The sequence below is a fragment of the Bombella mellum genome (assembly GCF_014048465.1).
Lineage (GTDB): Bacteria > Pseudomonadota > Alphaproteobacteria > Acetobacterales > Acetobacteraceae > Bombella > Bombella mellum.
On sequence record NZ_PDLY01000002.1, the window covers coordinates 211,655 to 233,737 of the forward strand.

The 22,083-nt window shown below is 61.4% G+C and carries 20 protein-coding genes and 1 tRNA gene; 6 read left to right on the forward strand and 15 right to left on the reverse strand.

Features of this window, described 5'->3' with window-relative positions:
• Positions 1–97 precede the first annotated feature (97 nt).
• Entirely contained in the window at positions 98–859 is a 762-nt protein-coding gene (ubiG, locus tag CPA56_RS04040; protein WP_182040761.1) for a bifunctional 2-polyprenyl-6-hydroxyphenol methylase/3-demethylubiquinol 3-O-methyltransferase UbiG, read from the forward strand.
• A gap of 72 nt (positions 860–931) precedes the next feature.
• Here the strand turns inward: ubiG and CPA56_RS04045 are convergent, their stop codons facing one another.
• The 7 genes from CPA56_RS04045 to CPA56_RS04075 all read right to left on the reverse strand — a co-directional run bounded on the left by CPA56_RS04045 (position 932) and on the right by CPA56_RS04075 (position 6,404).
• On the reverse strand, positions 932–2,173 hold the full coding sequence (locus CPA56_RS04045) for a lactonase family protein (protein ID WP_182040762.1): 1,242 nt from the start codon (positions 2,171–2,173) through the stop codon (positions 932–934).
• Between the two features lie 113 nt (positions 2,174–2,286).
• Complete coding sequence (locus CPA56_RS04050; protein ID WP_229707414.1) at positions 2,287–2,769, reverse strand: DUF2147 domain-containing protein; 483 nt, start codon at positions 2,767–2,769, stop codon at positions 2,287–2,289.
• Complete coding sequence (gene grxC, locus CPA56_RS04055; protein ID WP_182040764.1) at positions 2,747–3,007, reverse strand: glutaredoxin 3; 261 nt, start codon at positions 3,005–3,007, stop codon at positions 2,747–2,749. Before grxC ends, CPA56_RS04050 begins: the two co-directional genes overlap by 23 nt.
• Before the next feature lie 26 nt (positions 3,008–3,033).
• Complete coding sequence (locus CPA56_RS04060; RefSeq protein WP_182040765.1) at positions 3,034–3,774, reverse strand: double zinc ribbon domain-containing protein; 741 nt, start codon at positions 3,772–3,774, stop codon at positions 3,034–3,036.
• 14 nt (positions 3,775–3,788) lie between these two features.
• Positions 3,789–5,198 carry a phosphoglucomutase/phosphomannomutase PgmG gene (gene pgmG, locus CPA56_RS04065; protein WP_182040766.1) on the reverse strand — a complete coding sequence of 470 codons (1,410 nt, stop codon included), beginning with the start codon at positions 5,196–5,198 and terminating at the stop codon, positions 3,789–3,791.
• 14 nt (positions 5,199–5,212) lie between these two features.
• Positions 5,213–6,082: a UTP--glucose-1-phosphate uridylyltransferase GalU gene (gene galU, locus CPA56_RS04070; RefSeq protein ID WP_182040767.1), complete on the reverse strand. Its 870-nt coding sequence runs from the start codon at positions 6,080–6,082 to the stop codon at positions 5,213–5,215.
• Positions 6,083–6,317: 235 nt separating this feature from the next.
• A tRNA-Leu gene (locus CPA56_RS04075) sits at positions 6,318–6,404 on the reverse strand.
• An 89-nt stretch (positions 6,405–6,493) separates the two neighbouring features.
• Between CPA56_RS04075 and lipB the strand changes: the two genes are divergently transcribed.
• Positions 6,494–7,177, forward strand: coding sequence for a lipoyl(octanoyl) transferase LipB (gene lipB / locus CPA56_RS04080; protein WP_407645638.1), 684 nt, complete (start codon positions 6,494–6,496; stop codon positions 7,175–7,177).
• A gap of 24 nt (positions 7,178–7,201) precedes the next feature.
• Here lipB and CPA56_RS04085 read toward each other — a convergent pair whose 3' ends face one another.
• On the reverse strand, positions 7,202–7,858 hold the full coding sequence (locus CPA56_RS04085; RefSeq protein WP_229707400.1) for a LolA family protein: 657 nt from the start codon (positions 7,856–7,858) through the stop codon (positions 7,202–7,204).
• Positions 7,855–8,154, reverse strand: coding sequence for a BolA family protein (locus CPA56_RS04090; protein WP_182040769.1), 300 nt, complete (start codon positions 8,152–8,154; stop codon positions 7,855–7,857). The genes CPA56_RS04085 and CPA56_RS04090 overlap by 4 nt, the downstream gene beginning before the upstream one ends.
• Before the next feature lie 124 nt (positions 8,155–8,278).
• Between CPA56_RS04090 and CPA56_RS04095 the strand changes: the two genes are divergently transcribed.
• From CPA56_RS04095 to CPA56_RS04110, 4 genes are all read left to right on the forward strand, one after another.
• Positions 8,279–8,890: a J domain-containing protein gene (locus CPA56_RS04095; RefSeq protein ID WP_182040770.1), complete on the forward strand. Its 612-nt coding sequence runs from the start codon at positions 8,279–8,281 to the stop codon at positions 8,888–8,890.
• A gap of 124 nt (positions 8,891–9,014) precedes the next feature.
• Positions 9,015–9,983: an AAA family ATPase gene (locus CPA56_RS04100; protein WP_182040771.1), complete on the forward strand. Its 969-nt coding sequence runs from the start codon at positions 9,015–9,017 to the stop codon at positions 9,981–9,983.
• Between the two features lie 5 nt (positions 9,984–9,988).
• Positions 9,989–11,815 carry a cobaltochelatase CobT-related protein gene (locus CPA56_RS04105; RefSeq protein ID WP_182040772.1) on the forward strand — a complete coding sequence of 609 codons (1,827 nt, stop codon included), beginning with the start codon at positions 9,989–9,991 and terminating at the stop codon, positions 11,813–11,815.
• 53 nt (positions 11,816–11,868) lie between these two features.
• A complete protein-coding gene (locus CPA56_RS04110) occupies positions 11,869–12,765 on the forward strand; it encodes a hypothetical protein (protein WP_182040773.1) in 897 nt (298 codons plus the stop codon).
• Positions 12,766–12,816: 51 nt separating this feature from the next.
• On the opposite strand, the gene dnaE is transcribed toward CPA56_RS04110, so the two are convergent.
• The 6 genes from dnaE to CPA56_RS04140 are packed head-to-tail and all read right to left on the reverse strand — an operon-like array spanning position 12,817 to position 22,073.
• Positions 12,817–16,245 carry a DNA polymerase III subunit alpha gene (dnaE, locus tag CPA56_RS04115; RefSeq protein ID WP_182040920.1) on the reverse strand — a complete coding sequence of 1,143 codons (3,429 nt, stop codon included), beginning with the start codon at positions 16,243–16,245 and terminating at the stop codon, positions 12,817–12,819.
• 47 nt (positions 16,246–16,292) lie between these two features.
• Positions 16,293–16,991 carry an ABC transporter ATP-binding protein gene (locus CPA56_RS04120; RefSeq protein WP_182040774.1) on the reverse strand — a complete coding sequence of 233 codons (699 nt, stop codon included), beginning with the start codon at positions 16,989–16,991 and terminating at the stop codon, positions 16,293–16,295.
• Complete coding sequence (locus CPA56_RS04125; protein ID WP_182040775.1) at positions 16,984–18,231, reverse strand: lipoprotein-releasing ABC transporter permease subunit; 1,248 nt, start codon at positions 18,229–18,231, stop codon at positions 16,984–16,986. The genes CPA56_RS04120 and CPA56_RS04125 overlap by 8 nt, the downstream gene beginning before the upstream one ends.
• A 2-nt stretch (positions 18,232–18,233) precedes the next feature.
• On the reverse strand, positions 18,234–19,550 hold the full coding sequence (gene proS / locus CPA56_RS04130) for a proline--tRNA ligase (protein ID WP_182040776.1): 1,317 nt from the start codon (positions 19,548–19,550) through the stop codon (positions 18,234–18,236).
• A gap of 12 nt (positions 19,551–19,562) precedes the next feature.
• Positions 19,563–21,221, reverse strand: a complete 1,659-nt coding sequence (locus CPA56_RS04135) for a ribonuclease J (RefSeq protein ID WP_182040777.1) — start codon at positions 21,219–21,221, stop codon at positions 19,563–19,565.
• An 18-nt stretch (positions 21,222–21,239) separates the two neighbouring features.
• Entirely contained in the window at positions 21,240–22,073 is an 834-nt protein-coding gene (locus tag CPA56_RS04140; protein ID WP_182040921.1) for a type III pantothenate kinase, read from the reverse strand.
• Positions 22,074–22,083: the final 10 nt, after the last annotated feature.

Below are 22,083 nucleotides of genomic sequence, written 5' to 3' on the forward strand. Positions count from 1 at the left end.
CGTTACATAAATATCCGTCCCACATAACTCTCCTGCCCTTTCACGTCTAGCCGCAACATGGCAGAAAAGCACCATGAAAGCCGGGAGGAATGTCAGAATGTCCATTTCATCACCATCATCCAGCGGACCGGGCGGACCGGCATCCTCCGTCGTGGATGACGAGATCAGCCAGTTCGGAAATCTTGCCAGGAACTGGTGGGACCCCAAAGGACCGATGGCCCCCCTCCATGCCATGAATCCGCTCCGGACCTCATGGATCGTCAGACGCCTGCCCGCCTCGCTGTTTCAGGGTACCGACCGGCCAACCCTGCTGGACATCGGTTGTGGTGCGGGACTGGCCAGCGAGCGTTTCGCCACCCTCGGCTTCAGCACCCTCGGGGTCGATGCCAGCAGAGACGGCATACAGGCTGCCCGGGACCACATGAACCTGCATCCCCTCCCTCCCCAGGCCGCTCCACTCTCCTATCTGTGCGGAACGGCCGAAAGCCTTCTTGAGGAAGGACGGCAGTTTGATGTCGTTTCCGCACTGGAAGTGATCGAACATGTGCGGGACCCGCACATGTTCATGTCGCTTCTTGCAGGACTGGCAAAACCGGGCGGACATGTGACCGTCTCCACCATGGACCGCAGCCTGCGGTCCTTCCTCGTGGCCAAGCTGGGGGCGGAATATGTGATGCGGCTTCTGCCCGTCGGCACCCATGACTGGAAGAAATTCATCCGTCCGACGGAACTTGACGACATGGCCCGGCAGGCAGGCCTGAGACTGCTGGACCTGAAAGGTCTCTCCTACCATCCGCCACACTGGCGGGAAAGCCACGATACCAGCATCAACTACATCGCCCTCTTCCAGAAGCCGTGATCTCACCAAAAGAAAAGGCGTCCCCGAAAGGACGCCTCTCTTTCATCTCATGAAGGGAGATGCCCGGCCATATCAGCTGTCCGCCACCATGAAGGCAAATGTCGTCGGGCTGCCAACCGCCGTGAAGTGGTTCGTGAAGACGGGCTTGCCCGTCTCACGGTCCACACGGAAGGCCGTGACAGAATCGGACCTCTGGTTCGCACAGAACAGGAAGCTCCCGGTCGGGTCGAACATCATGGCACGACCATAGTCGGCATGCATCCAGACCTCATCTTCCAGCGTCAGCGTGCCATCAATCCCGACGGAGAAGACGGCAAGGGAATCACCCAGACGGTTGGAGACATAGACGAACCGTCCGCTCTCAGCGATCAGGATTTCCGCCGCCAGCGTGGAGCCACGGAAATGCGACGTCACGGTGCTGACCGACTGGATCTGCGTGATGGCTCCGGTCTGCGGATCAAACTTGGACACCACGACCTTGGAGTTCTGCTCACAGAGATTGTACAGGACACGCCCCGTATGATCGAACACGAAATGACGGGGAGCAGACCCGGGCTCCATCTCGTAGAACGGCTTCTGCGCCGGGATGAGCTTGCCCGTGCTCAGATCCAGCTTCCAGACATAGACACGATCCAGACCGGCATCATCAGCCAGAACGAACGTCCCGCTGGGGTCCGTGGCGATCATGTGCGGGTGGGCACCGGAATGGTCGGAGACGGCAAAGTTGCCTTCCGGATTGTCGGCAGCACGCTCAGGCTGCTTCGGCCCCGAATTGCGGACGACATCCGTGGCCTTGCCAAGCGAACCATCCGCATGGATGGGCAGGACGGCAACGCTGCCCCCCATGTAGTTGGCGACGAGCAGATATTTCCCTGACGGATGAACGCTCAGATGGGCCGGAACCGCCCCGCCGGAACTGACGGTGTTCAGCTTGGCCAGCGTTCCGTTGCGGGTATCGACCGAGAACGCCGTGACGGACCCGCTGCCCGCCTTGTCATAGTCGTTGATCTCGCTCAGGGCGTAAAGGAACTTCCGGTTACGGCTCAGCGTGATGAAGGACGGGCTGGGAATGTCCATGAACGTCGTGACGGGCGTCAGGAACCCAGTGTCACGGTCCATCTCGAAAACGGCAATTCCCTTCCCGTAACCAGTCACACCCGGAGGGCCGTGCTCCGTGTACCCGCCGACAAAGCACAGAATGCGTGGCAGCGGCTCTTTCTGTGCCCGGGCAGACCGCAATGGCGACAGGGCCGTAGCTGCTCCCAGACCGGCAAGCCCCAGCGCAAACTGACGCCGGGAAAGACTCTGTGACATGATGTACTACTCTCCTTCAGCTTTACCCACGACGGGAAAATCGGACCGACGTTAACAAAGAATGCCGCCGCCCATAAGAGCAATTCACCATTACAAACGAAATGACAAGAACACTAGCCACTTTTCTTCATGCGGCATCGCTCGCCGATGGCGGGGCTTGTGACACGCTTCCATGTCTGCGTTTCCCCGAAGATCGTCAGGCCGAGATAGCCCCGCAGTTTCAGGGTATCGGCATCAGCCAGCCACATGGAGGCCTGATAGGTGCGTCCTCCCCGAGGATCCAGAATCCTGCCATGCCAACGCCCGTTCCGACGGCGTTTCATGTCGCTGATGATTTCCAGCCCGCATTCAGAACGGCCCCAGACATCCTTCTCCGGCTCGGCATCAGTATAGTCCATGCCAACCAGCCTGCCACAGAGACGGCCTGAGTCCGAAGGACATGGTGCAATGCTGAAAATGCCGTCCTTCTCCTGCACGAGCCACATCCCTTCGGGAGAGGCCGTCACCGAGGCATGGGCCTGTGGCGCAGCCAGCACCACCCACAGGCCGGTCAGAACAGCGACGGACAGCCCTTTACCGGCGGCCCAGAAGCTCATCAAGCTGCCCGTTTTTTTCCAGCTGCATGAGTTCACTGCACCCTCCCACGGCCTTACCATCAATGAAAATCTGAGGCACGGTCGTGCCACCGCCTGAACGCTCCTGTGCGGCTGCCCGTTCCGCCGAGCCACGGGGAGCATTGATTTCCTCAAAAGGCACATCCTTGGACTGAAGCAGCGTGATGGCCCGGACGCAGTATGGGCATCCCGGCTGTGTGTAGATTTCGACCTTCGGCATAAATCCTCCTCTCTGATGGCCGGATGTCAGGACAGTGTCACCCGGGCCGCCACAAGAATATCCACCGAAACGCATCCATGCTCAAGCAATGCTTTTGCACAGGCCTCTGCCGTGGCACCCGTCGTCAGAATATCATCCACCAGAATGACGTGACGTCCCCTGAGACCATCACGATACCTGTCCCGGACCATGATGGCCTCTGCCATCTGCTTCTGCCGCCCCTGACGGGAGAGCCCCGCAAGGGAGGCCGTCCTGAACCGCCGCCGCAAAAGATCAGGCTGGCAGGCAAGCCCCCTCTGGCGGGACAGGGCCTTCGCCATCAAAGCCGCCTGATTGTAGCCCCGGTTCCACAACCGCCAGCGATGGACGGGCACCGGCACCAGAAGAGCTTCCTGATCCAGAAGGTCATCTCCCGCCTGGGCCATGAACCGGGCGAGTGCCGAGGCATGTTCGGTCCGGTCACCATATTTCAGCCCCATGATGAGCCGGCGGGCTGACCCTCCATATAGAAAAGCCGCCCGCCCCCTGCGCCACAGGGGAGGACGCCTCTCACAGTCGGCACAGAGCGCACCACGCTCAGCCATCTCATCCTGCGTTATGGGCAGGGCACAGGCATCACAGAAAGGGACATGGATGAAACGGAAACCCGCAAAGCAGGCCGCACAGACGTGACCGCCATCAGGAGCCACTTCCTCACCACAGGAGAGACAGCTGGGCGGAATGAGCCAGTCCAGCACATTCCGCCCGAGTGTCGCATACCATGTCACCCCTTGGGGTGGGATCAGTGCCCGGCCGCTGCGGCCTCAAAATCGGGAGCCTGAAGGCCGGAGGCCTCCAGCTGGGACACGAACGCCTCCTTCAGGCGAGCCAGCCCTTCAGGAGACTGCGCCTCGATACGTCCGACCAGAACGGCCTGTGTGTTGGAGGCCCGCAGGAGCCACCAACCATCAGCCGTGTTCACCCGCACCCCGTCGACGGAGGAGACATCGGCCCCCTCCGTCTCCAGACGTTCGGCCACCTCCCTGATGACGTCAAACTTGCGTACATCATCACAGGGGAAGCGCAGTTCCGGCGTGTTGACTGTCCGGGGCAGGGCCTCCCTCATCTCCGCTAGACTGCCCGGCAGACGGGCCACGATCCCCAGAATGCGGATGGCACCGTAAAGCGCATCGTCGAAGCCATACCACCTGTCGGCAAAGAAAATATGGCCTGACATCTCACCGGCCAGCGGGGACGAGGTCTCTGCCATCTTGCTCTTGATCAGGGAATGCCCCGTCCGCCACATCAGGGGCTTGCCACCGGCCTTGCCCACCTCGTCAAACAAGACCTGACTGGCTTTCACGTCCGCGATGATGGTTGCTCCAGGATGTGTTTTCAGCACGTCACGGGCCAGCAGGACCAGAATCTGGTCACCCCAGAGAATTTCACCCTTGCCGTCCACGACACCGACACGGTCGGCATCGCCATCAAAAGCCACACCGATATCCGCCTTCTTTTCCCTGACCGTCCTGATCAGGTCCTGAAGGTTCGCCTCGACGGTCGGGTCGGGATGATGGTTGGGGAAACGGCCGTCAATGTCGGGATACAGTACGGTATGTTCCCCCGGCAGCTTCTTCACCAGACGGGCCAGAACCTCACCCGCAGCGGAGTTCCCGTTGTCCCACACGACCCGGAGCGGCCGCTCGCCGTCGTAATCCTGGAGCAGGCGTTCAATATAGGCCTCTGAAGGATCGAGCGTCTCGACCTTCCCTTCCGCCTTGGGAACGACATCACCGGCTTCCGCCAGACGCCCGATCTCACGGATCTGTTCGCCGAAGAAGGGCTTGCCCTTCAGCATCATCTTGAAGCCATTATGGTCGGGCGGGTTGTGACTGCCCGTCACCATGATGGCTCCGTCGGACTGACCCGTGACAGCCGCATAATACAGCATGGGCGTCGGACCACGCCCGACACGGCGCACCGTCACGCCAGAATCGACGGCACCACGGACGAGGGCCTCTTCCAGCTCCGGTGAGGAAAGACGGCCATCATAACCGACCGTCACCACACTGCCCCCGTCACGACGGATCATGCTGGCAAAAACCCGGCCCAGCGCATAGGCATCCTCGGGGTGGAGGGTTTTTCCCACTATACCACGGATGTCATACTCACGCAGGCTCGTCGGTTCAAAACGATGTCTGAATCCCGTCATGATGTTTCTCCGTCTCAGGCGTATTTCTTCAGGAAGGCACGCACGTCGTCGGCCAAGTCTTCACGTTCCAGAGCCAGAGCAACCTGCGCCTCCAGGAAGCCCAGCTTGCTTCCGCAGTCGAAGCGTGTGCCCTCATAACGCAGCCCATGGAACGGCACCTTGCCGATCATCTCGGCCATGGCATCCGTCAGCTGGACCTCGCCACCCACGCCGGTCTTCAAGGCAGAAAGAGGCTTGAGAACATCGGCCGTCAGCACGTAACGCCCAATGATGGCCAGATTGGAAGGAGCATCAGCCGGAGCGGGCTTTTCCACCAGTCCCTTGACCTCAACCCTGCGCCCATCATCTTCGCCGATGTCCAGAACACCGTAACGGTCCGTCCATTCATGAGGGATCTCATCAACGGCCACCACGTTCCCCCCTGTCTGGTGGTACACATCTGCCAGCTGGGCCACGCAGCTGCGCCCACCATGAACAATGTCATCCGGGAGAAGAATGGCGAAAGGATCATCACCTATGAAATTGCGAGCACACCAGATGGCATGGCCAAGACCAAGTGGCGTCTGCTGACGGACGGCCACGAGAGACCCCGCCTCCACACTGCTGCTCTCCAGTGCCTTGATGGCGGACGTCTTCTGACGTTCCTTCAGGGTGCTTTCAAGCTCATAGGCGATGTCGAAATAGTCAATGAGATTGTCCTTGCCACGGGCGGTGACAAGACAGAATTCTTCAATCCCTGCCGCACGAGCCTCATCAATGGCATACTGGATCAGCGGCTTGTCCACCACCGGCAGCATTTCTTTCGGCATGGCCTTCGTCGCCGGCAGGAAGCGTGTCCCCAGACCAGCAACAGGCAAAACGGCTTTCTTCAATGGCTTGATCATCTCAACTCTCTCTAAGTCCGTACCCTGCCCTGCATTACTGACAGAGTTCTTCTCAATCCAGATGGGCCGACCAGCTCTGTTCGACCACCTCATTAAGCAGGACCTTATATAAAGGAAGATGTAATATAAATACCACCCTGATCCCGGGGAGCACACACCCAGCAGCTGAATTTTTCATGAAATCAATGTAACATGGCACCTACCATGTCTCTGCCATACTGCTCTGAAGGGAGTATGGTGCGGCCGAGAAGACTCGAACTTCCACGGGGTTATCCCCCACAAGCACCTCAAGCTTGCGCGTCTACCATTCCGCCACGGCCGCTCCGTGACAAAAGCAGTCTCCATTTCCCCATCGCTGAGGCGTGACCGCTTCGGTGAAATGGCCTATAGCCCATCGAAACAGAGAGGGCAATGGTCATGACACAGTTTTATGAAGAAATTATCTGGCAGGCTGACGGTATCCCCTGCCCCTATCCCGATGCCCTGGACTTCATGCGCCAGCAGGTGGACGCCATCCATCAGCAGAAGGCCCCCCAGCGCATCTGGCTGACGGAACATCCCCCCCTCTATACGGCCGGCACCTCCGCCAGACCGGAAGACCTCATCAACCCGCACGGCTATCCGACCTTCGAGGCAGGACGGGGCGGACAGTGGACCTACCACGGCCCCGGCCAGCGCATCGCCTACGTCATGCTGGACCTCACACGGCCACATGGTCCTCTCCCGGCACGGGACGTCAGGGCCTTCGTGCAGATGCTCGAACGCTGGCTCATCATGAGCCTCCAGGAGATGAACATAGACGCCTTCACCCGGGAAGGCCGCATCGGCGTCTGGTGCTTCGATGGACAGAGCGGTCTGGAAGCCAAGATCGCCGCCCTGGGCATCCGTGTCACACGCTGGGTCAGCTGGCACGGCATCTCGCTGAACGTGTCCCCAGACCTCAGCGATTTTGAGGGAATCATTCCCTGTGGAATCCGTGACTACGGCGTGACCAGCCTGCAACGCTTCAACCCGTCCCTGGGGATGCAGGAGGCCGATGCCGCCCTGCTCGGAAGCTGGACATCCCTCTTCGGGCCGGTCAGCCAGTCTTCCTGACATGGCATGACCGGCCCCTGAGGCTCACTCTGGCAGAATGAAACTGCTCTCGGAAACGGGCTGGTTCTCCTGCACGTCAAACAGGGAAAGACCGAAATGATGATGACGGGCATCCACACCCTGTATGCCCACGAGGGTCAGCCTGCCATGCACGTCAGAAAACTGGAGCGTGAGCAGGCCCTGGGACGGATTGTCCGCCTCGGCCACCGATATCTGGAGCGATTCGGCACCTCGTGAGACTTTCGTGACCTGCACGTCCCTGTCAAAACCGATGGGATGACGGAGCAGAAGGCCCAGCGGGTTCCGTCGGAGGGAGAGATGCGTCACGGCTCCACTGTCGGCACTGCGCAGGACGAGACGGCCGTCCCTGGCGACGGCCCGCATGGCATGAGGAACCTCATACACCATCTCGAAACGCCCCGGTACATAGGTGAACCGTCCGTCACCCTGCTGCTGGGCCGGACCATCCTGCACGAAGGAAGCCTGGAGGGACGTCAGCCCGTTGAGGTAGCTTTCCACCCGATGGATGTCATGACGGTCAGCCGTGACGAGATGATCATATCCGGAGGTGGCACACCCTGACAGACCGAGCAGGCCTGCCGGGCCACAGGCCACGCCAGCCAGAAGCATGAGCCCACCAGCCAGCCGCCTGAAAGAGAACCGCAGGGAACCGTGTCTCATGCCTGCGCCTCCCCCTTCAGGGAAAGGGAAAGGGCATGAAGCCCCGTCCTGAATTCTTCCGCCAGAAGCTCATGGACAAGCCGGTGCCGCTCCAGGGTCTTCATTCCGTCGAACCGGCGACTGATCACATGCAGGTGATAATGAGTCTCGCCCGCCTGATCCGGCCCCCGGCTCTCCTGCGATGCGGTGCGCATCGCCGCATGGTGGCGATGACGTGCACTGTCATCCCGAATTTCCAGCACGGACGGGGCCAGAGCCTCTTCCAGCACTGCTTTCATACGGTCAGCTCTCTTCATCGGCTCTCTTTCATGCTCGCCACGGAGTGACAGGTCCTGTCTGTCATTTCCATAACAGGAATCTTTCTTCTTCGGGAGAAAGGACGCTTGCATCCATGCCAGACCTCCTCCCATATCGTCCATTATGCAACGCAAACCATCCAGACATAAAGCCTTCGCACCAGACCCGGATGCTCCCGCACAATGCTGCGATCACCCGGACTGCGACCAGCCAGCAGGATACCGTGCCCCCCGGGGACGGGACAACCTGCGCAGCTACTACTGGTTCTGTCTGGAACATGTCCGCCAGTACAATGCCAGCTGGGACTATTACCGGGGCATGACGCCGGGGCAGATCGAACAGCACCTGCGGGAAGACACGTCATGGCAGCGTCCCTCATGGAAGATGGGCACGCCGGGGCACGATTCCGCCAGGGCCTCCTTCACGCTGGATGACCTGCATGATCCGCTGGACATCCTGAAAGGACACAGGACACGCCCTTCCCGGGAGGCCGAGACACGTCGGCACGCCCCCGCCGCCCTGCGTGAACCGCTGGCACAGCTTGACCTTGAATGGCCGACCACCATCGAGGTCATCAAGACCCGTTACCGGGTCCTGGCCCGGCGTTACCATCCGGACGCCAACCAGGATGATCCACGGGCGGAAGAACGTTTCAAGGTGATTGGAACAGCCTATGCCACACTGCGGAACCATTTCGCCAACAGCACGGAGCAGGAAACGGCCGAGGCTGGATAGCTGCCCTCCCTCTCCTGCATCTTTCCATCTTCACCGGATTGTGTAATCGTACCCACAGAGTCCTTAATAAGATGGACATTTCTCTGGTCATCCATACCACCCTTCTAGTGACAGGAATCATGTCATGGCTCTTCCTTCCGCACAGTCCCTCTCCGAGACACTGCCCCAGACTCCTGACAGCCTGAAACCCGCCCGGGACCTGTTCGGGCTGGACCTAGACCTCGAGGTCCCCGTCTGGTCGCAGAAGACGGACCATGTCCCCGAGATCGACCCCGCCTACCAGTTCGACCGGGACACGACCCGGGCCATCCTGGCCGGTTTCATGCATAACCGCCGCGTGCTGGTGCAGGGTTTCCACGGTACCGGGAAATCCTCCCATATCGACCAGATCGCCGCACGGCTGAACTGGCCCTGCGTCCGCATCAATCTCGACAGTCACATCTCCCGCATCGACCTCATCGGCAAGGACGCCATCACGCTGGAAGACGGCAAGCAGGTCACGGAATTCCGTGAGGGTCTGCTGCCCTGGTGTCTCCAGAATCCATGCAGCCTGATCTTTGACGAATATGATGCCGGACGTCCTGATGTCATGTTCGTCATCCAGCGCGTGCTGGAGGCCAACGGAGCCCTGACCCTGCTGGACCAGAACCGTGTCATCCATCCGCATCCGTCCTTCCGCCTGTTCGCCACGGCCAACACGGTCGGGCTGGGGGACACGACGGGGCTGTATCACGGCACCCAGCAGATCAACCAGGGACAGATGGACCGCTGGAACATCGTCACCTCCCTGAACTACCTGCCCAAGGAGCAGGAAATCCGCATCATCAGGGCCAAGATGGGTGATGCGCTGGATGAAACCCTCATCGGCCAGATGGTGGAGCTTGCCGACCTGAGCCGTGCGGGCTTCATGAACGGGGACATCTCCACCGTCATCTCCCCCCGCACGGTCCTCTCCTGGGCCGAGAACATCACGATCTTCAAGGATGTTCCCTTCGCCTTCCGCCTGAGCTTCCTCAACAAGTGTGATGAAGCGGAGCGGAGCATCGTGGCCGAATATTATCAGCGTTGCTTCAACGCCTCGCCGCTGGGTTGAATCTCATGTCCGATCCGCACGAACTCTTCCGCAAGGCGATCTTCGCCACGCAGCGCGCTCTGAGTGGTCATCAGGATGTTCCCATGACACCCGCTCTGGCCTCTCTGGAGCGTGCGGCTCTCACTCCCGAGGACAAGACCTACATCCGGGGGGCCACCGATGCCGTGGCCCTGCACCAGCGGCACCATGACCCGGCAAAGCGTATCACCATTCCCGATGCACAGACCCAGACCATCACCGATGGCATGGAGCAGGCCCGCTGCGAGGTCTATGGTGCCCGCCACATGGCCGGGGTGCAGGCCAATCTGGAAGACTATCTGGGGCGGCGGCTCCATGCCCTCAACAGTGCGAAAATGATCGAGCGGGACGACATGCCCACGCCCCTCGCACTGGAACTCCTGACACGGGAGGCCCTCTCCGGCCGGAAGCTGCCGGAAAGCATGACGGGCCCGGCCCTGGAACAGTGGCGGCAGTCCCTCAGCCCCAAAGCCCGTGAGGCCCTGGCCAGACTGGTTGACGTGCAGGATGACCAGACACTGTTCAGCCAGGCCTCCCGGAATTTCGTGAAGGTCTTCACAATGAAGGAGACCGACGAGAGAACGGATGAGCCGGACCCTTCAAAATCCCGTGGCCAGAACCAGGAAGACCGTACGGATGGCGAATCCTCCGCACCCGACCCGCAGGGTCAGGAAGAAGAGGACGGCACGACAGATGATACCGAAGCCGCCCTGAGCGATGATGATTCGGACGATTCCGCCAGTGCGGAAGGTCTCTCCTCCGACGAGATGGAGGCCATCTTGACCGAAGGCGAGAACGGCTACGAGCAGCCCGCCGGGCCTTCCGCCCAGCCTGAGGAGGAGCGGGAATGCTCCATGAGGAAGCTCGACGGTTATCAGGCCTACACGCAGGAATTTGACGAGGAGGTCCACGCCAGCGACCTCTGCGACCCGACGGAACTGGACCTGCTGCGTGAGAAGCTGGATGAGCAGCTCCAGCAGACCCAGGGCTTCGTCTCCCGTCTGGCGCACCGGCTGCAACGGAAACTTCTGGCCCAGCAGCAGCGTCGCTGGCACTTCGATCAGGAGGACGGCATCCTCGATGCCGCACGCCTGCCCCGCATCATCAGCAACCCCTCCCTGCCACTCTCCTACAAGCAGGAAGGCAAGATCGACTTCCGGGACACGACCGTCACCCTGCTGATCGACAACTCAGGGTCCATGCGGGGCCGCCCCATCACCACGGCGGCCATCTGTGGCGATATCCTCGCCCGCACGCTGGAACGCTGCGGCATCAAGGTCGAGGTTCTCGGCTTCACCACGAGAGCCTGGAAAGGCGGGCAGAGCCGGGTGAAATGGAGCGAGGCAGGCCGCCCCAAGGAGCCTGGACGGCTGAATGACCTGCGCCACATCATCTACAAGTCGGCCGACACGCCGTGGCGACGGGCACGCCGCAACGTCGGCCTCATGCTGCGGGAGGGCCTGCTGAAGGAGAACATCGACGGCGAGGCCCTTCTCTGGGCCTGGAAACGTCTGAAACACCGCCCGGAACATCGCCGCATCCTCATGGTGATTTCCGACGGGGCACCGGTGGATGACAGTACCTCTTCCGCCAACGGCCCGGAATATCTGGACCTGCACCTGCACCGTGTCATCCATCAGCTGGAAAATGATCCGTCCGGGGAACTGCTCGCCATCGGCATCGGGCATGATGTCACCCGCTATTACGCCAACAGCGTGACCATCAGCTCCGCCGAGGACCTCGGCGACACGATGGTGGCCCAGCTGACGGCCCTGTTTGCGCCACGCTCCGCCAGAAGAGGACGGAGGGGATAATTTCCCCTCCCCCATTGCCAGACGCCCCAGACTCCGCCACTCTCCGGAACACTATGTCACATCATTCTGCCCGTCTTTTCCGCACTCTGGCCGCTGTCGGCGGCCTTGCCCTGCTGGCCCTGGGCCACGGCAGGGTCCTGCCCTCCGCTTCTGCCGATACGCTGCCCCATCTCTCGGCGGACTGCTTCACCTATTCACCGGGTGAGGTCTCAAGGTCGAAACAAGGCGTGCTCATCAAAGGAATGCATGCGGAGCTGACAGGCACGCAGCACCGCATCACCGTGGCGAGCAGCACCGTCACGGATCATGGCCGGAAGCTGGATGAAGCAGCCCTGACCCGCCTCAATGCGGCCGTCGCCTATGCGGCCCTGACAGCCTATCACCGTGGCATGACTGACGTGTGTTCCACCCAGCCCCTGCCCGAGGTGGAGGAAGTGAAAAACGCCCTGCCAGAACTGAACTGGAAGGGAATCACCATGACCCGGCCGGACCGGGTCTCCACGGCCAGCGCAGCCCATGTGAACGTACTCACCACGACACCCACCATCCACGTCCTGTTTGATGCCTCTGGTCTCCATTCCGACGGGGCCATCCTGCTGCCGCCTGCCCTTTCCGGCGATGTCAGCTTCACGCCGGCAGCCAGACCGCCCTACCACCTGACCATCAACAGGTTCCATACCGTCATCAATGGCAGCGATGTTGACGGCAAGGGGACCGTCACGGCAGGCGAAGGCACCAAGAACCTGAAAGCGGACGTACATCTGTCCATCGGACAGATCGGCGAGATGATCGATCAGGTCAGCAAGGTGGCCCCGGCCAAGATCACCGCAGCCCTGCTCATCGCCCGCTTCATGGGAGAGCGGGAACCTGACCACCACACGGGCTGGCGTATCGTCGTGGACAACGGCACAATCAAGGTGAACGGCGTCAAGGTTCCTGCCCCGTTCTGACCCACACCACAGACATCTTTCTGGAGAAACCCCGCCTCTGGCGGGGTTTTTTCATGCCTGCTCCAGTTTCCTGATGCCTTCCAGCGTGTTCATCTGCTCTGCCAGACGAGGCGTGACCCGATACTGGCCGGGCAGCCTTATTTCAATATCCTGCGTTTCCTCAAGCGTGGGCAGCAGCACGACACGGCCCCGCCCACCCCGGACGCCTTCCAGCATCTCATGCAGCGGGTCCAGGGCGGCTTCCTGGTCAATCCATATCCGCAGCTCACTTTTTTCATGGGCGGCGGCAGTCTCAAGGTCCTGCACGCTGTTGGCCGTGATGCGCAGGGCATCGCCATCCAGCTTCAGCTCCGCCTGCACCAGAACCGCCTGCCCGGCCACCAGAAGGTCCCGGCAGGCCTGCAACGTCTCGGCAAACAGCGTGACCTCACAGCCCCCGCTGGCGTCCGTCAGGGTAACCCAGGCCATCTTCTTGCCCGTTCTGGTGGGGCGTTCCTTCCTGTCCACCACGCAGCCAGCAATGGAGACACGCATCAGGCCCTGATGCGCCCTGCTTTCCAGCTGGATGGCAGGCGTCACGCCCAGCCGCCGCAGGACATGCCTGTAGGCATCCAGCGGATGGGCACTCATGTGGAAACCGATCACCCCGGCCTCATGGGACAGACGCTCAAAATCCGGCCAGGGACGGACCTTCTTCAGCCGCAGGACCTCCCGCAGGCTGCTGTCGACACCCCCACCGAACAGACCGGCCTGACCCACCTCCTTCTCCTGCGCCCGGGACTGCGCCCGACGCAGGATGATCTCCGCACTGGCAAACACGGTGTGACGGTCTGGCTCCAGACTGTCAAACGCCCCGGCCTTGGCCAGACTCTCCATCTGTATCTTGTTGATGTGCCGGGAATCGCACCGTTCGGCAAAATCGGTGAGGTCACAGAACGGCTTCGTGCCACGGTACCGCACCAGCCCTTCCATCGCCACGAAGCCGACCCGCTTGACCGCTGCCAGAGCGTAGCGGATGCCCAGCCGTCCATCCTCCATTTTCTCGATGGAAAAATCGGCCTGGGATTTATTGATATCCACCGGCAGGACAGGAATCTCCATCCGTCTGGCTTCCTGACAGAGGGCGGCCAGTTTTTCCGTCTTTTCCCGTGCCAGAGACATGCAGCCCGCCAGAAAGGCCACCGGGTGGTTCGCCTTCATCCAGGCCGTCTGGTAGGACACGAAGGCATAGGCAGCAGCATGGGACTTGTTGAAACCGTAATTGGCGAATTTTGCCATGAGGTCGAACACCTCTTCTGCCTTCTCCGCCGTAATGCCCCGTTTCGTGGCCCCTTCGCAGAAGATGGCCCGCTGTTTCTCCATCTCCGAGGCGATCTTCTTGCCCATGGCCCGGCGCAGCAGGTCGGCACCGCCAAGGCTGTAACCGGCCATCTTCTGGGCGATCTGCATCACCTGTTCCTGATAGACCATGATGCCATAGGTCTCTTCCAGGATCGGACGGATTTCCTCATGAGGCGGCTCCCACGGGGCCCCATGCTTGCGACGGCAATATTCCGGAATGTTTTCCATCGGGCCAGGCCGGTAGAGCGACACGCCGGCAATCAGGTCTTCCAGACGGCTGGCGGCCATCTGCTTGAGCATGTCCCTCATGCCCGCCCCTTCGAACTGGAACACGCCCGCCGTGTCTCCCCGGGCCATCATCTCGAAGGTTTTCTTGTCATCCAACGGAATGTGGGAAAGGTCCACCTCCACCCCCTGCTCCCGCAGGAAATCCACCCCCCTCTTGAGGATGGTCAGGGTCGTCAGCCCCAGAAAGTCGAACTTGACCAGCCCGGCCTGCTCCACAAACTTCATGTTGTACTGGGTGACCAGCATCTCGCTTCGTGGATCGCGGTAGAGAGGCACAAGCTCCACGAGATCACGGTCACCGATCACCACACCGGCCGCATGGGTCGAGGCATGACGGTACAGCCCCTCCAGCTGAAGGGCGATCTCCAGCAGGCGGCGGATCATCTCATCCGTGTCCCGCATCTCCTGGAGCCGGGGTTCTTCCTCGATGGCCTGCGCCAGTGGTGTCGGCTTGGCCGGATTGTTGGGAATCAGCTCCGCCACACGGTTGACCATGCCGTAAGGCAGACCCAGCACACGCCCCACATCCCGCACGGCCGCCTTGGCCTGGAGCTTCCCGAAGGTGATGATCTGCGCCACACGTTCGTGGCCATATTCATTCCGCACATAGCGGATGACCTCATCCCGCCGGTCCTGACAGAAATCGATATCAAAGTCCGGCATGGATACACGTTCGGGATTCAAGAACCGCTCGAAAAGCAGCCCGAACGGAATGGGATCAATATCCGTGATGGTCAGCGCATAGGCTACCAGTGATCCAGCACCGGACCCACGCCCCGGACCCACCGGAATGTCATGCGCCTTGGCCCACTGGATGAAGTCCGCCACGATGAGGAAGTAACCGGGGAAGCCCATGTCGGCGATGATGTTGAGCTCCGTGGCGAGCCGCTCTTCATACTCGGCCCGGCAGGCCTCCCCGTCCTTCATGACGGCCAGGCGTTTCTCCAGCCCCTCCTGCGCCATGGCCCGCAGGGTCTCCTCTTCCGTGCTGCCTTCACGGACTTTCGGGCAGACAGGCAGAAGCGGCCTGCGGGTATTCACGGCCACGGCACAGTGACGGGCGATCACCAGCGTGTTGTCGCAGGCCTCCGGCAGATCATGGAACAGCTTCCGCATCTCGTCCGGCGTCTTGAACCAGGCCTGACGGGAAACACGCCAGCGGTCTTCCTCCGCCATGGTACGCCCCTGGGCAATGCAGAGCAGCGCATCGTGCGCCTCATGCAGTTCCGGTCGGGGGAAGAAACATTCATTGGTCGCCACAAGCGGGAGGTCCATCTCATCAGCCAGAGCGATCAGCTGCGGCTCCGTGATCTCCTCACCGGCTTCATCCAGCCGGTTGATCTCGACGGCCACATACCCCCCAAAGGCCTCCCTGAGACGCTCGAGCATCTGCTTCGCCGCAGCCCTCTGCTCCCCCAGCAGAAGCCGGTTGATCGGCCCCCGGTTGCCACCCGTCAGCAGGAACAGCCCACCGGCACGGCTGCACAGCACATCCAGCGGCATGGACGGGTCTGCCGAATCCCCGTTCAGAAAGCCCTGCGTGGAAAGATACTGAAGATTTTCCAGTCCTTCTTCCGTCCGGGCCAGAACGACCAGCGGTTCCGCCGGGACACCGGGCCTGCCCGAAGCCGACGGCAGGGCCAGCTGACACCCGATGATGGGCTGCACACCGGCCTTGCGGCAGCTCTGGGAAAATTCCAGCCCGCCAAACATGTTGCCGCTGTCCGTCAGGGCGACGGCGGGCATGACGTTCTTTTTGGCCAGCTCTACAAGTTCGGAAACGCGAATCGCCCCCTGGCTGAGGGAATAGGCGGAATGATTACGGAGATGGACAAAGCTGGCATAGGACATGCCGCCCATTTACCACGCTCCCGCACCGGGGCGGAACAGAAAACGCCCTACCCCTGAAAAGGAACGATCCGCCCTTCATCCAGTGTGACGGTACGGTCCATCGCCGCCGCCAGAGCCTCATTATGGGTGGCGATCAAGGCTGCCACGCCCTCTTCCCGCACCACACGCATCAGCTCGGCGAAGACGAGATCGGCGGTTTTCGTATCCAGATTGCCCGTCGGCTCATCGGCCAGAAGCAGGCTGGGCCGGTTCGCCAGCGCACGGGCGATGGCCGTCCGCTGCTGCTCCCCACCGGACATGCGTCCCGGCAGGGCCTCCAGCCGATGGGACAGTCCAAAACGGACCAGCAAGTCTTCCGCCCGCTTCCGGGCCTCGGCAGGTTTCACGCCTGCCGCAAGCTGGGGCAGCATGACATTCTCCACAGCCGTGAATTCCCGCAGCAGATGATGAAACTGATACACGAAACCAATTTCATCCCGCCGCAAAGCCGTCCGCCCCGCCTCGCCCAGTCTGGACGTGGCCCTGCCCCCGATGAGAACCTCTCCCCTGTCGGGGCGTTCCAGAAGGCCAGCCAGATGCAGCAGCGTGGACTTGCCCGTGCCGCTCGGGGCCACGAGGGCAACCAGCTCACCACTTTTCAGGGAAAGATCAGCCTCCCGAAGAATGTGCAGTTCTTCATCCCCGGAACGGAAGGACCGCCCAAGCTTCTCAAGCGTCAGAACCGTGGTCTGTTTCGTGTCACTCATGACGAAGGGCCTCCACCGGGTCGGTCTTCGCCGCACGCCATGAGGGATACAGCGTGGCCAGCAGGGACAGGGCCAGCGACAGCACGGCGACTTCCACAACCTGCGACCAGACCAGACGGGCCGGCAGCCGGGCCAGGAAATAGACCTCAGGATTGAACAGGTCCGTGCCCGTCAGGGATTCCAGAACGTGACGGATCCGCTCGATGTTCAGGGCGAAGCAGATGCCCAGCCCCGTCCCCACCACGGTCCCCACGACGCCGACGGACGCTCCGCACATGAGGAAAATGCGCATCACGCTGCCACGACTGGCACCGAAGGTCCGCAGGACGGCGATGTCCCGTGTCTTGTCCTTGACCATCATGATGAGCGAGGAGATCACGTTGAAGGCCGCCACCAGAATGATGAGCGTAAGGATGAGGAACATCACGTTCTGCTCTACCGTCACGGCATCCAGAAAACCGTTGGCACTCTGTGTCCAGTCCAGCACCTGAAGACGGGGATCATTCAGGGCCTCCGTGATCTGGCGGCTGACCGGCCTGACATTCAGCGGGTCGGAGGTGCTGACCTGCATCAGCGAGACCCCGTCTCCCATCATCAGGAATTTCTGGGAGGCTGCCAGTGGCATGAGAATGATGTTGCTGTTGTAATCATTCCAGTTGGCATCAAAGACCAGGGCCACGTGCAGTTTCCGCACCCGTGGCATCGTGCCGAATGGCGTGGCCTGCCCGTTGGGCGAGAGAATGGTCAGCGGCGAACCGACATGGAGCCCGGCCCGCTCGGCCAGCGTGACCCCCACGGCAACGGCGGAATCCCCTTGGAAGTCATCCAGACTGCCTTCCATGATTCCATCGCTGAGAGCCTTCCAGTTCCGCAGGTCCTCCTGTGCCAGCCCTTCCAGCATCGCCCCGGTGGAATAACGCCCCGCCTCCGCAAGGACCGTGCCCTGCGTCATGGGCAGGACCTGCGTCACGCCGGGCACCCTGCGGATCAATACGGCATCATCCTTGTAGTCCCGGATGACCTGCCCGTAGGCATAGACATTCAGGTCTCCATGCAGGCCGAGAATCCGGCCCATGAGGTCGGCCTTGAAGCCGTTCATCACGGCCATGACGATGATGAGCGTCGCCACCCCCAGAGAGATGCCGACAAGGGAGAACAGCGCAATGACCGACGCAAAACGCTCTCCCTTGCGGGCCCGCAGATAACGCAGGGCGACCGTACGCTCAAACCGCCCGAACATGCTCAGCCAAGCCCCAGTTTCGCCAGAGCCTCATCAAGAGGCAGTTCGCTGCGCTCGCCGGAGGCACGATGCTTCAGCTCCACCATGCCCGCCTTGGCCCCACGGGGACCGACAATGATCTGCCACGGATGACCCATCAGGTCGGCATCATTGAATTTCACCCCGGCACGGTCGGACCGGTCATCATAGAGCAGCCCTTCCGGGTCACGGCTGTAGATGGATTCACAGAGCTGGTCACACAGTTCGTCACCGGGGCGGAGGTTGAGCAGAACCGCCCGATAGGGAGCCACCTCTTCTGGCCAGATGATCCCGGCTTCATCATGAGACGCCTCGATGATGGCTCCGACCAGACGGGACACCCCGATGCCATAGGACCCCATGTGCGGATGCAGGGGCGCACCATCGGCACCGCTCACTTCCACACCCATGGATTCGGTATATTTCGTGCCGAAATAGAAGATATGACCGACCTCGATGCCCCGGCCACCACGGCGACGGTCTTCCGGCACGGCCTCCCAAGCGGAAAGGTCATGCTTTTCATCCGTGGCGGAATAGGTCGTCTTCACGATCTCACGGAGTTTCTGGAGGTCTTCCTCCTTCTGCGGGTCCAGACCGATGCTGTCCCAGTCAATCTCATCCCAGCCAGCGTCATAGAAGACCTCGCTCTCCCCTGTCGGAGCAAGAACGAGGAACTCGTGGCTCAGCTCGCCACCAATCGGCCCCGTGTCGGCCGCCATCGGCACGGCCTGCACACCCAGCCGACGGAAAATCTTCAGATAGGACAGCATGATGCGGTAATAGCTGCTCACCGCATCCTCATAGGACAGGTCGAAGCTGTAACCGTCCTTCATGTAGAACTCACGGCCACGCATCACACCGAAGCGGGGGCGGACCTCGTCCCTGAATTTCCACTGTATATGGTAGAGCATCTTCGGCAGCTCACGGTAGGATTTCACCGTACTGCCGAAGAGGTCCGTCACCATCTCCTCATTGGTCGGACCGTAAAGCATCTCACGCCCGTGCCGGTCCTCAAGACGCAGCATTTCCGGCCCGTACGCATCATAACGGCCGGAACGCCGCCACAGATCGGCGGACTGAACGGTCGGCATCAGGACTTCCTGCCCGCCAATCCGGTCCTGCTCCTGCCGCACGATAGTGGCGATGTTCCGCAGGACACGCAGCCCGGCGGGCAGCCATGTGTAGATGCCCGAGGATGTCTGCCGCACAAGCCCCGCCCGCAGCATCAGCCGATGGGAGGCGATCTGCGCCTCGGCGGGGACTTCTTTCAGTGTAGGCTGGAATGCCTGACTTAACCGCATGTTCTTCTTTCCTCAGACGCGCAGGAGGTGGACATCAACCAGCGGACGTTTCCGCAGCTTGCGGCCCAGTGCCCGCCGCAGGGCCGTGCGGGCCGCATCACGGAAGGCCTGATCATCCTGACGGAACTCATCGGGAATCTCATCAATGGCATAGGCGAATTCTTCACGGATGCGGGCACTCTCGGGGTCATCCCGCTCCAGCAGACCCGGTGCGCTGATGCGGGGGTCACCGATGACATACCCCTCATCATCAACAGCGAAACTGGCCAGCACCACACCGTTGAAAAGCATCCGGCGACGGGCCGCCAGCACACCACCCGTCATGGGCAGGAGGCGGTCACCATCCAGGGCCAACAGGCCCGTCGGAGCCGTATCGACCACCTCGACCGGTCCCGGCCCTAGATTGAGGATGTCACCATCTTCCAGCAGCACGGCCTCGGCCCCACATTCACGGGCTAGGGCACCATGAGCCGTCAGATGACGCCATTCCCCGTGCGTGGGAATGCTGTAACGGGGACGGACGAGACTGTAGAGATGACGGATGTCACCACCCGTCGCATGGCCGGACGTATGCACCATGCCGTCCCTGTCCGTCAGCACCGTCACGCCGCGGCGGGTCAGGTTGTCCTGCACCGTCATGACGGCCTGCTCATTCCCCGGAATGACACGGGAGCTGTAAATCACCGTGTCCCCCTCTCCCAAGGAAATGGCGGAATGGGTGTCGGAGGCAATACGAGACAGGGCAGACCGGGCCTCGCCCTGACTCCCCGTAATGATCATCAGCAGGTTTTCATCCGGAACGTCCTTGATGTCATACTCCGTCAGGAAAGGCGGCAGGTCGGCAAAATAGCCACACTCACGGGCAGCCGACTCAAGATTGCGCAGGGAGCGGCCCACCACCATGATCTCACGACCGGAAGCCAGCCCCGCCTTGGCAATGCTCTCCACACGGGCCACGTTGCTGGCGAAGCACGTCACGGCCACACGCCCTTCCAGCCCGGCGATCATTTCCGTCAGCCCGACACGGACATCCGCCTCGGACTGGGACCGCCCCTCCTTCATGACGTTGGTGCTGTCACCCACCATGGCGAGGACGCCCTCATCCCCCAATGCCCGGAACGCCTCCTCGTCCGTCACGGGGCCGACCAGCGGCGTCGGGTCCAGCTTCCAGTCCCCGGTATGGACGACGATGCCATGCGGCGTACGGATGGCAACAGCCTGCCCCTCCACGATGGAGTGCGTCACCGGAATGAACTGGAGGTCAAACGGCCCGACCTCGAAGCGGGAGCCGGGCATGATGATGTGGATGACCACCTGATTCTGCAACCCGGCCTCACCCAGCTTGCGCCGCAACACGGCCGCCGTGAACGGCGTGGCATAGACCGGACAGCGCAGGTAACGCCAGAGATGGGCCACCGCCCCCACATGGTCCTCATGGGCATGGGTGATGACCAGCCCGTGCAGGCTGTCCTTCCGCTCCGCAATGAAGGTCGGATCAGACATGAGCACGTCGGCCTCCGGCGTGTCATTGCCGGAGAAGCCGATGCCGCAGTCGATGGCCAGCCAATGTTCCTCACCGTCCTCACGCAGACGGTAGAGGTTGAAATTCATGCCGATTTCGCCCGTCCCTCCCAGAGGAAGGAAGGCAAAATCACCTGTCTGTTCTGTCATAAACGCATCATGTCCTGTTCAAGCGTTGTCAGGGTGCCCGGAGGCATCGTGGGCCTGTTGCCCAGAAAAATCGGTGATGAAGCGGTCCCTGTTCTGCGCTGCCAGCATCCGCAGCCCTTCCAGCGTCAGGTCGGGTGCCACTTCATCAAATAACGTCGTTCCTTCGGAAAAGAGTGGGGCCAGACCGCCCGTCGCCACAACCCGAGGCTCTGCATCCATCTCGCCGGCAATCCGGCGGACAATTCCTTCAACCAGACCAACATACCCCCAGAAGAGGCCTGATCGCATCGCAACACTCGTGCTGCGGCCTATCGCTTCCACCGGCCGCCCGACACTGACACGGGGCAGCCGCGCCGCCGCCTGGTGCAGCGCATCCATCGAGAGGTTGACCCCCGGGGCAATCGCACCACCACAGTACCGGCCCTGGGCATCCACGACATCAAACGTCGTTGCCGTACCAAAATCCACAACCACAAGCGGTCCGCCACCATAAAGCTGGCGGGCTGCCAGACCGTTCAGCAGGCGGTCCGCCCCCAGCTCGGCTGGCGTGTCCACCAGAACGTCCATCTGCCAGTCCAGCTCATGATTGGCCACGAGCGGCTCCACATGCAACCAGCACCGGCAGAAACGCCGCAGATCATACAACGCAGCCGGCACCACCGTACCGATGATGGCCTGCGTCACACAATCCGGGCCAAGACCCGCCCGCTCCATCAGCCCCAGAAGCCAGACGGCATATTCATCCGCCGTCCTTCGGTCATCCGTCGAGATGCGCCAGCGTCCCACCCACGACCTGCCGTCATGAACCGCAAAAACAACATTCGTATTGCCAGCATCAATGACGAGCAGCACGTCGCCTCCC

What these genes read in the sequence shown, in the direction of transcription:
- ubiG (WP_182040761.1), top strand. Translation starts at nt 98, where the DNA reads ATGTCCATTTCATCACCATCATCCAGCGGACCGGGCGGACCGGCATCC.
- CPA56_RS04045 (WP_182040762.1), bottom strand. Translation starts at nt 2,173, where the DNA reads ATGTCACAGAGTCTTTCCCGGCGTCAGTTTGCGCTGGGGCTTGCCGGT.
- CPA56_RS04050 (WP_229707414.1), bottom strand. Translation starts at nt 2,769, where the DNA reads ATGAGCTTCTGGGCCGCCGGTAAAGGGCTGTCCGTCGCTGTTCTGACC.
- grxC (WP_182040764.1), bottom strand. Translation starts at nt 3,007, where the DNA reads ATGCCGAAGGTCGAAATCTACACACAGCCGGGATGCCCATACTGCGTC.
- pgmG (WP_182040766.1), bottom strand. Translation starts at nt 5,198, where the DNA reads ATGACGGGATTCAGACATCGTTTTGAACCGACGAGCCTGCGTGAGTAT.
- galU (WP_182040767.1), bottom strand. Translation starts at nt 6,082, where the DNA reads ATGATCAAGCCATTGAAGAAAGCCGTTTTGCCTGTTGCTGGTCTGGGG.
- lipB (WP_407645638.1), top strand. Translation starts at nt 6,494, where the DNA reads ATGGTCATGACACAGTTTTATGAAGAAATTATCTGGCAGGCTGACGGT.
- CPA56_RS04085 (WP_229707400.1), bottom strand. Translation starts at nt 7,858, where the DNA reads ATGAGACACGGTTCCCTGCGGTTCTCTTTCAGGCGGCTGGCTGGTGGG.
- CPA56_RS04090 (WP_182040769.1), bottom strand. Translation starts at nt 8,154, where the DNA reads ATGAAGAGAGCTGACCGTATGAAAGCAGTGCTGGAAGAGGCTCTGGCC.
- CPA56_RS04095 (WP_182040770.1), top strand. Translation starts at nt 8,279, where the DNA reads ATGCAACGCAAACCATCCAGACATAAAGCCTTCGCACCAGACCCGGAT.
- CPA56_RS04100 (WP_182040771.1), top strand. Translation starts at nt 9,015, where the DNA reads ATGGCTCTTCCTTCCGCACAGTCCCTCTCCGAGACACTGCCCCAGACT.
- CPA56_RS04105 (WP_182040772.1), top strand. Translation starts at nt 9,989, where the DNA reads ATGTCCGATCCGCACGAACTCTTCCGCAAGGCGATCTTCGCCACGCAG.
- CPA56_RS04110 (WP_182040773.1), top strand. Translation starts at nt 11,869, where the DNA reads ATGTCACATCATTCTGCCCGTCTTTTCCGCACTCTGGCCGCTGTCGGC.
- dnaE (WP_182040920.1), bottom strand. Translation starts at nt 16,245, where the DNA reads ATGTCCTATGCCAGCTTTGTCCATCTCCGTAATCATTCCGCCTATTCC.
- CPA56_RS04120 (WP_182040774.1), bottom strand. Translation starts at nt 16,991, where the DNA reads ATGAGTGACACGAAACAGACCACGGTTCTGACGCTTGAGAAGCTTGGG.
- CPA56_RS04125 (WP_182040775.1), bottom strand. Translation starts at nt 18,231, where the DNA reads ATGTTCGGGCGGTTTGAGCGTACGGTCGCCCTGCGTTATCTGCGGGCC.
- proS (WP_182040776.1), bottom strand. Translation starts at nt 19,550, where the DNA reads ATGCGGTTAAGTCAGGCATTCCAGCCTACACTGAAAGAAGTCCCCGCC.
- CPA56_RS04135 (WP_182040777.1), bottom strand. Translation starts at nt 21,221, where the DNA reads ATGACAGAACAGACAGGTGATTTTGCCTTCCTTCCTCTGGGAGGGACG.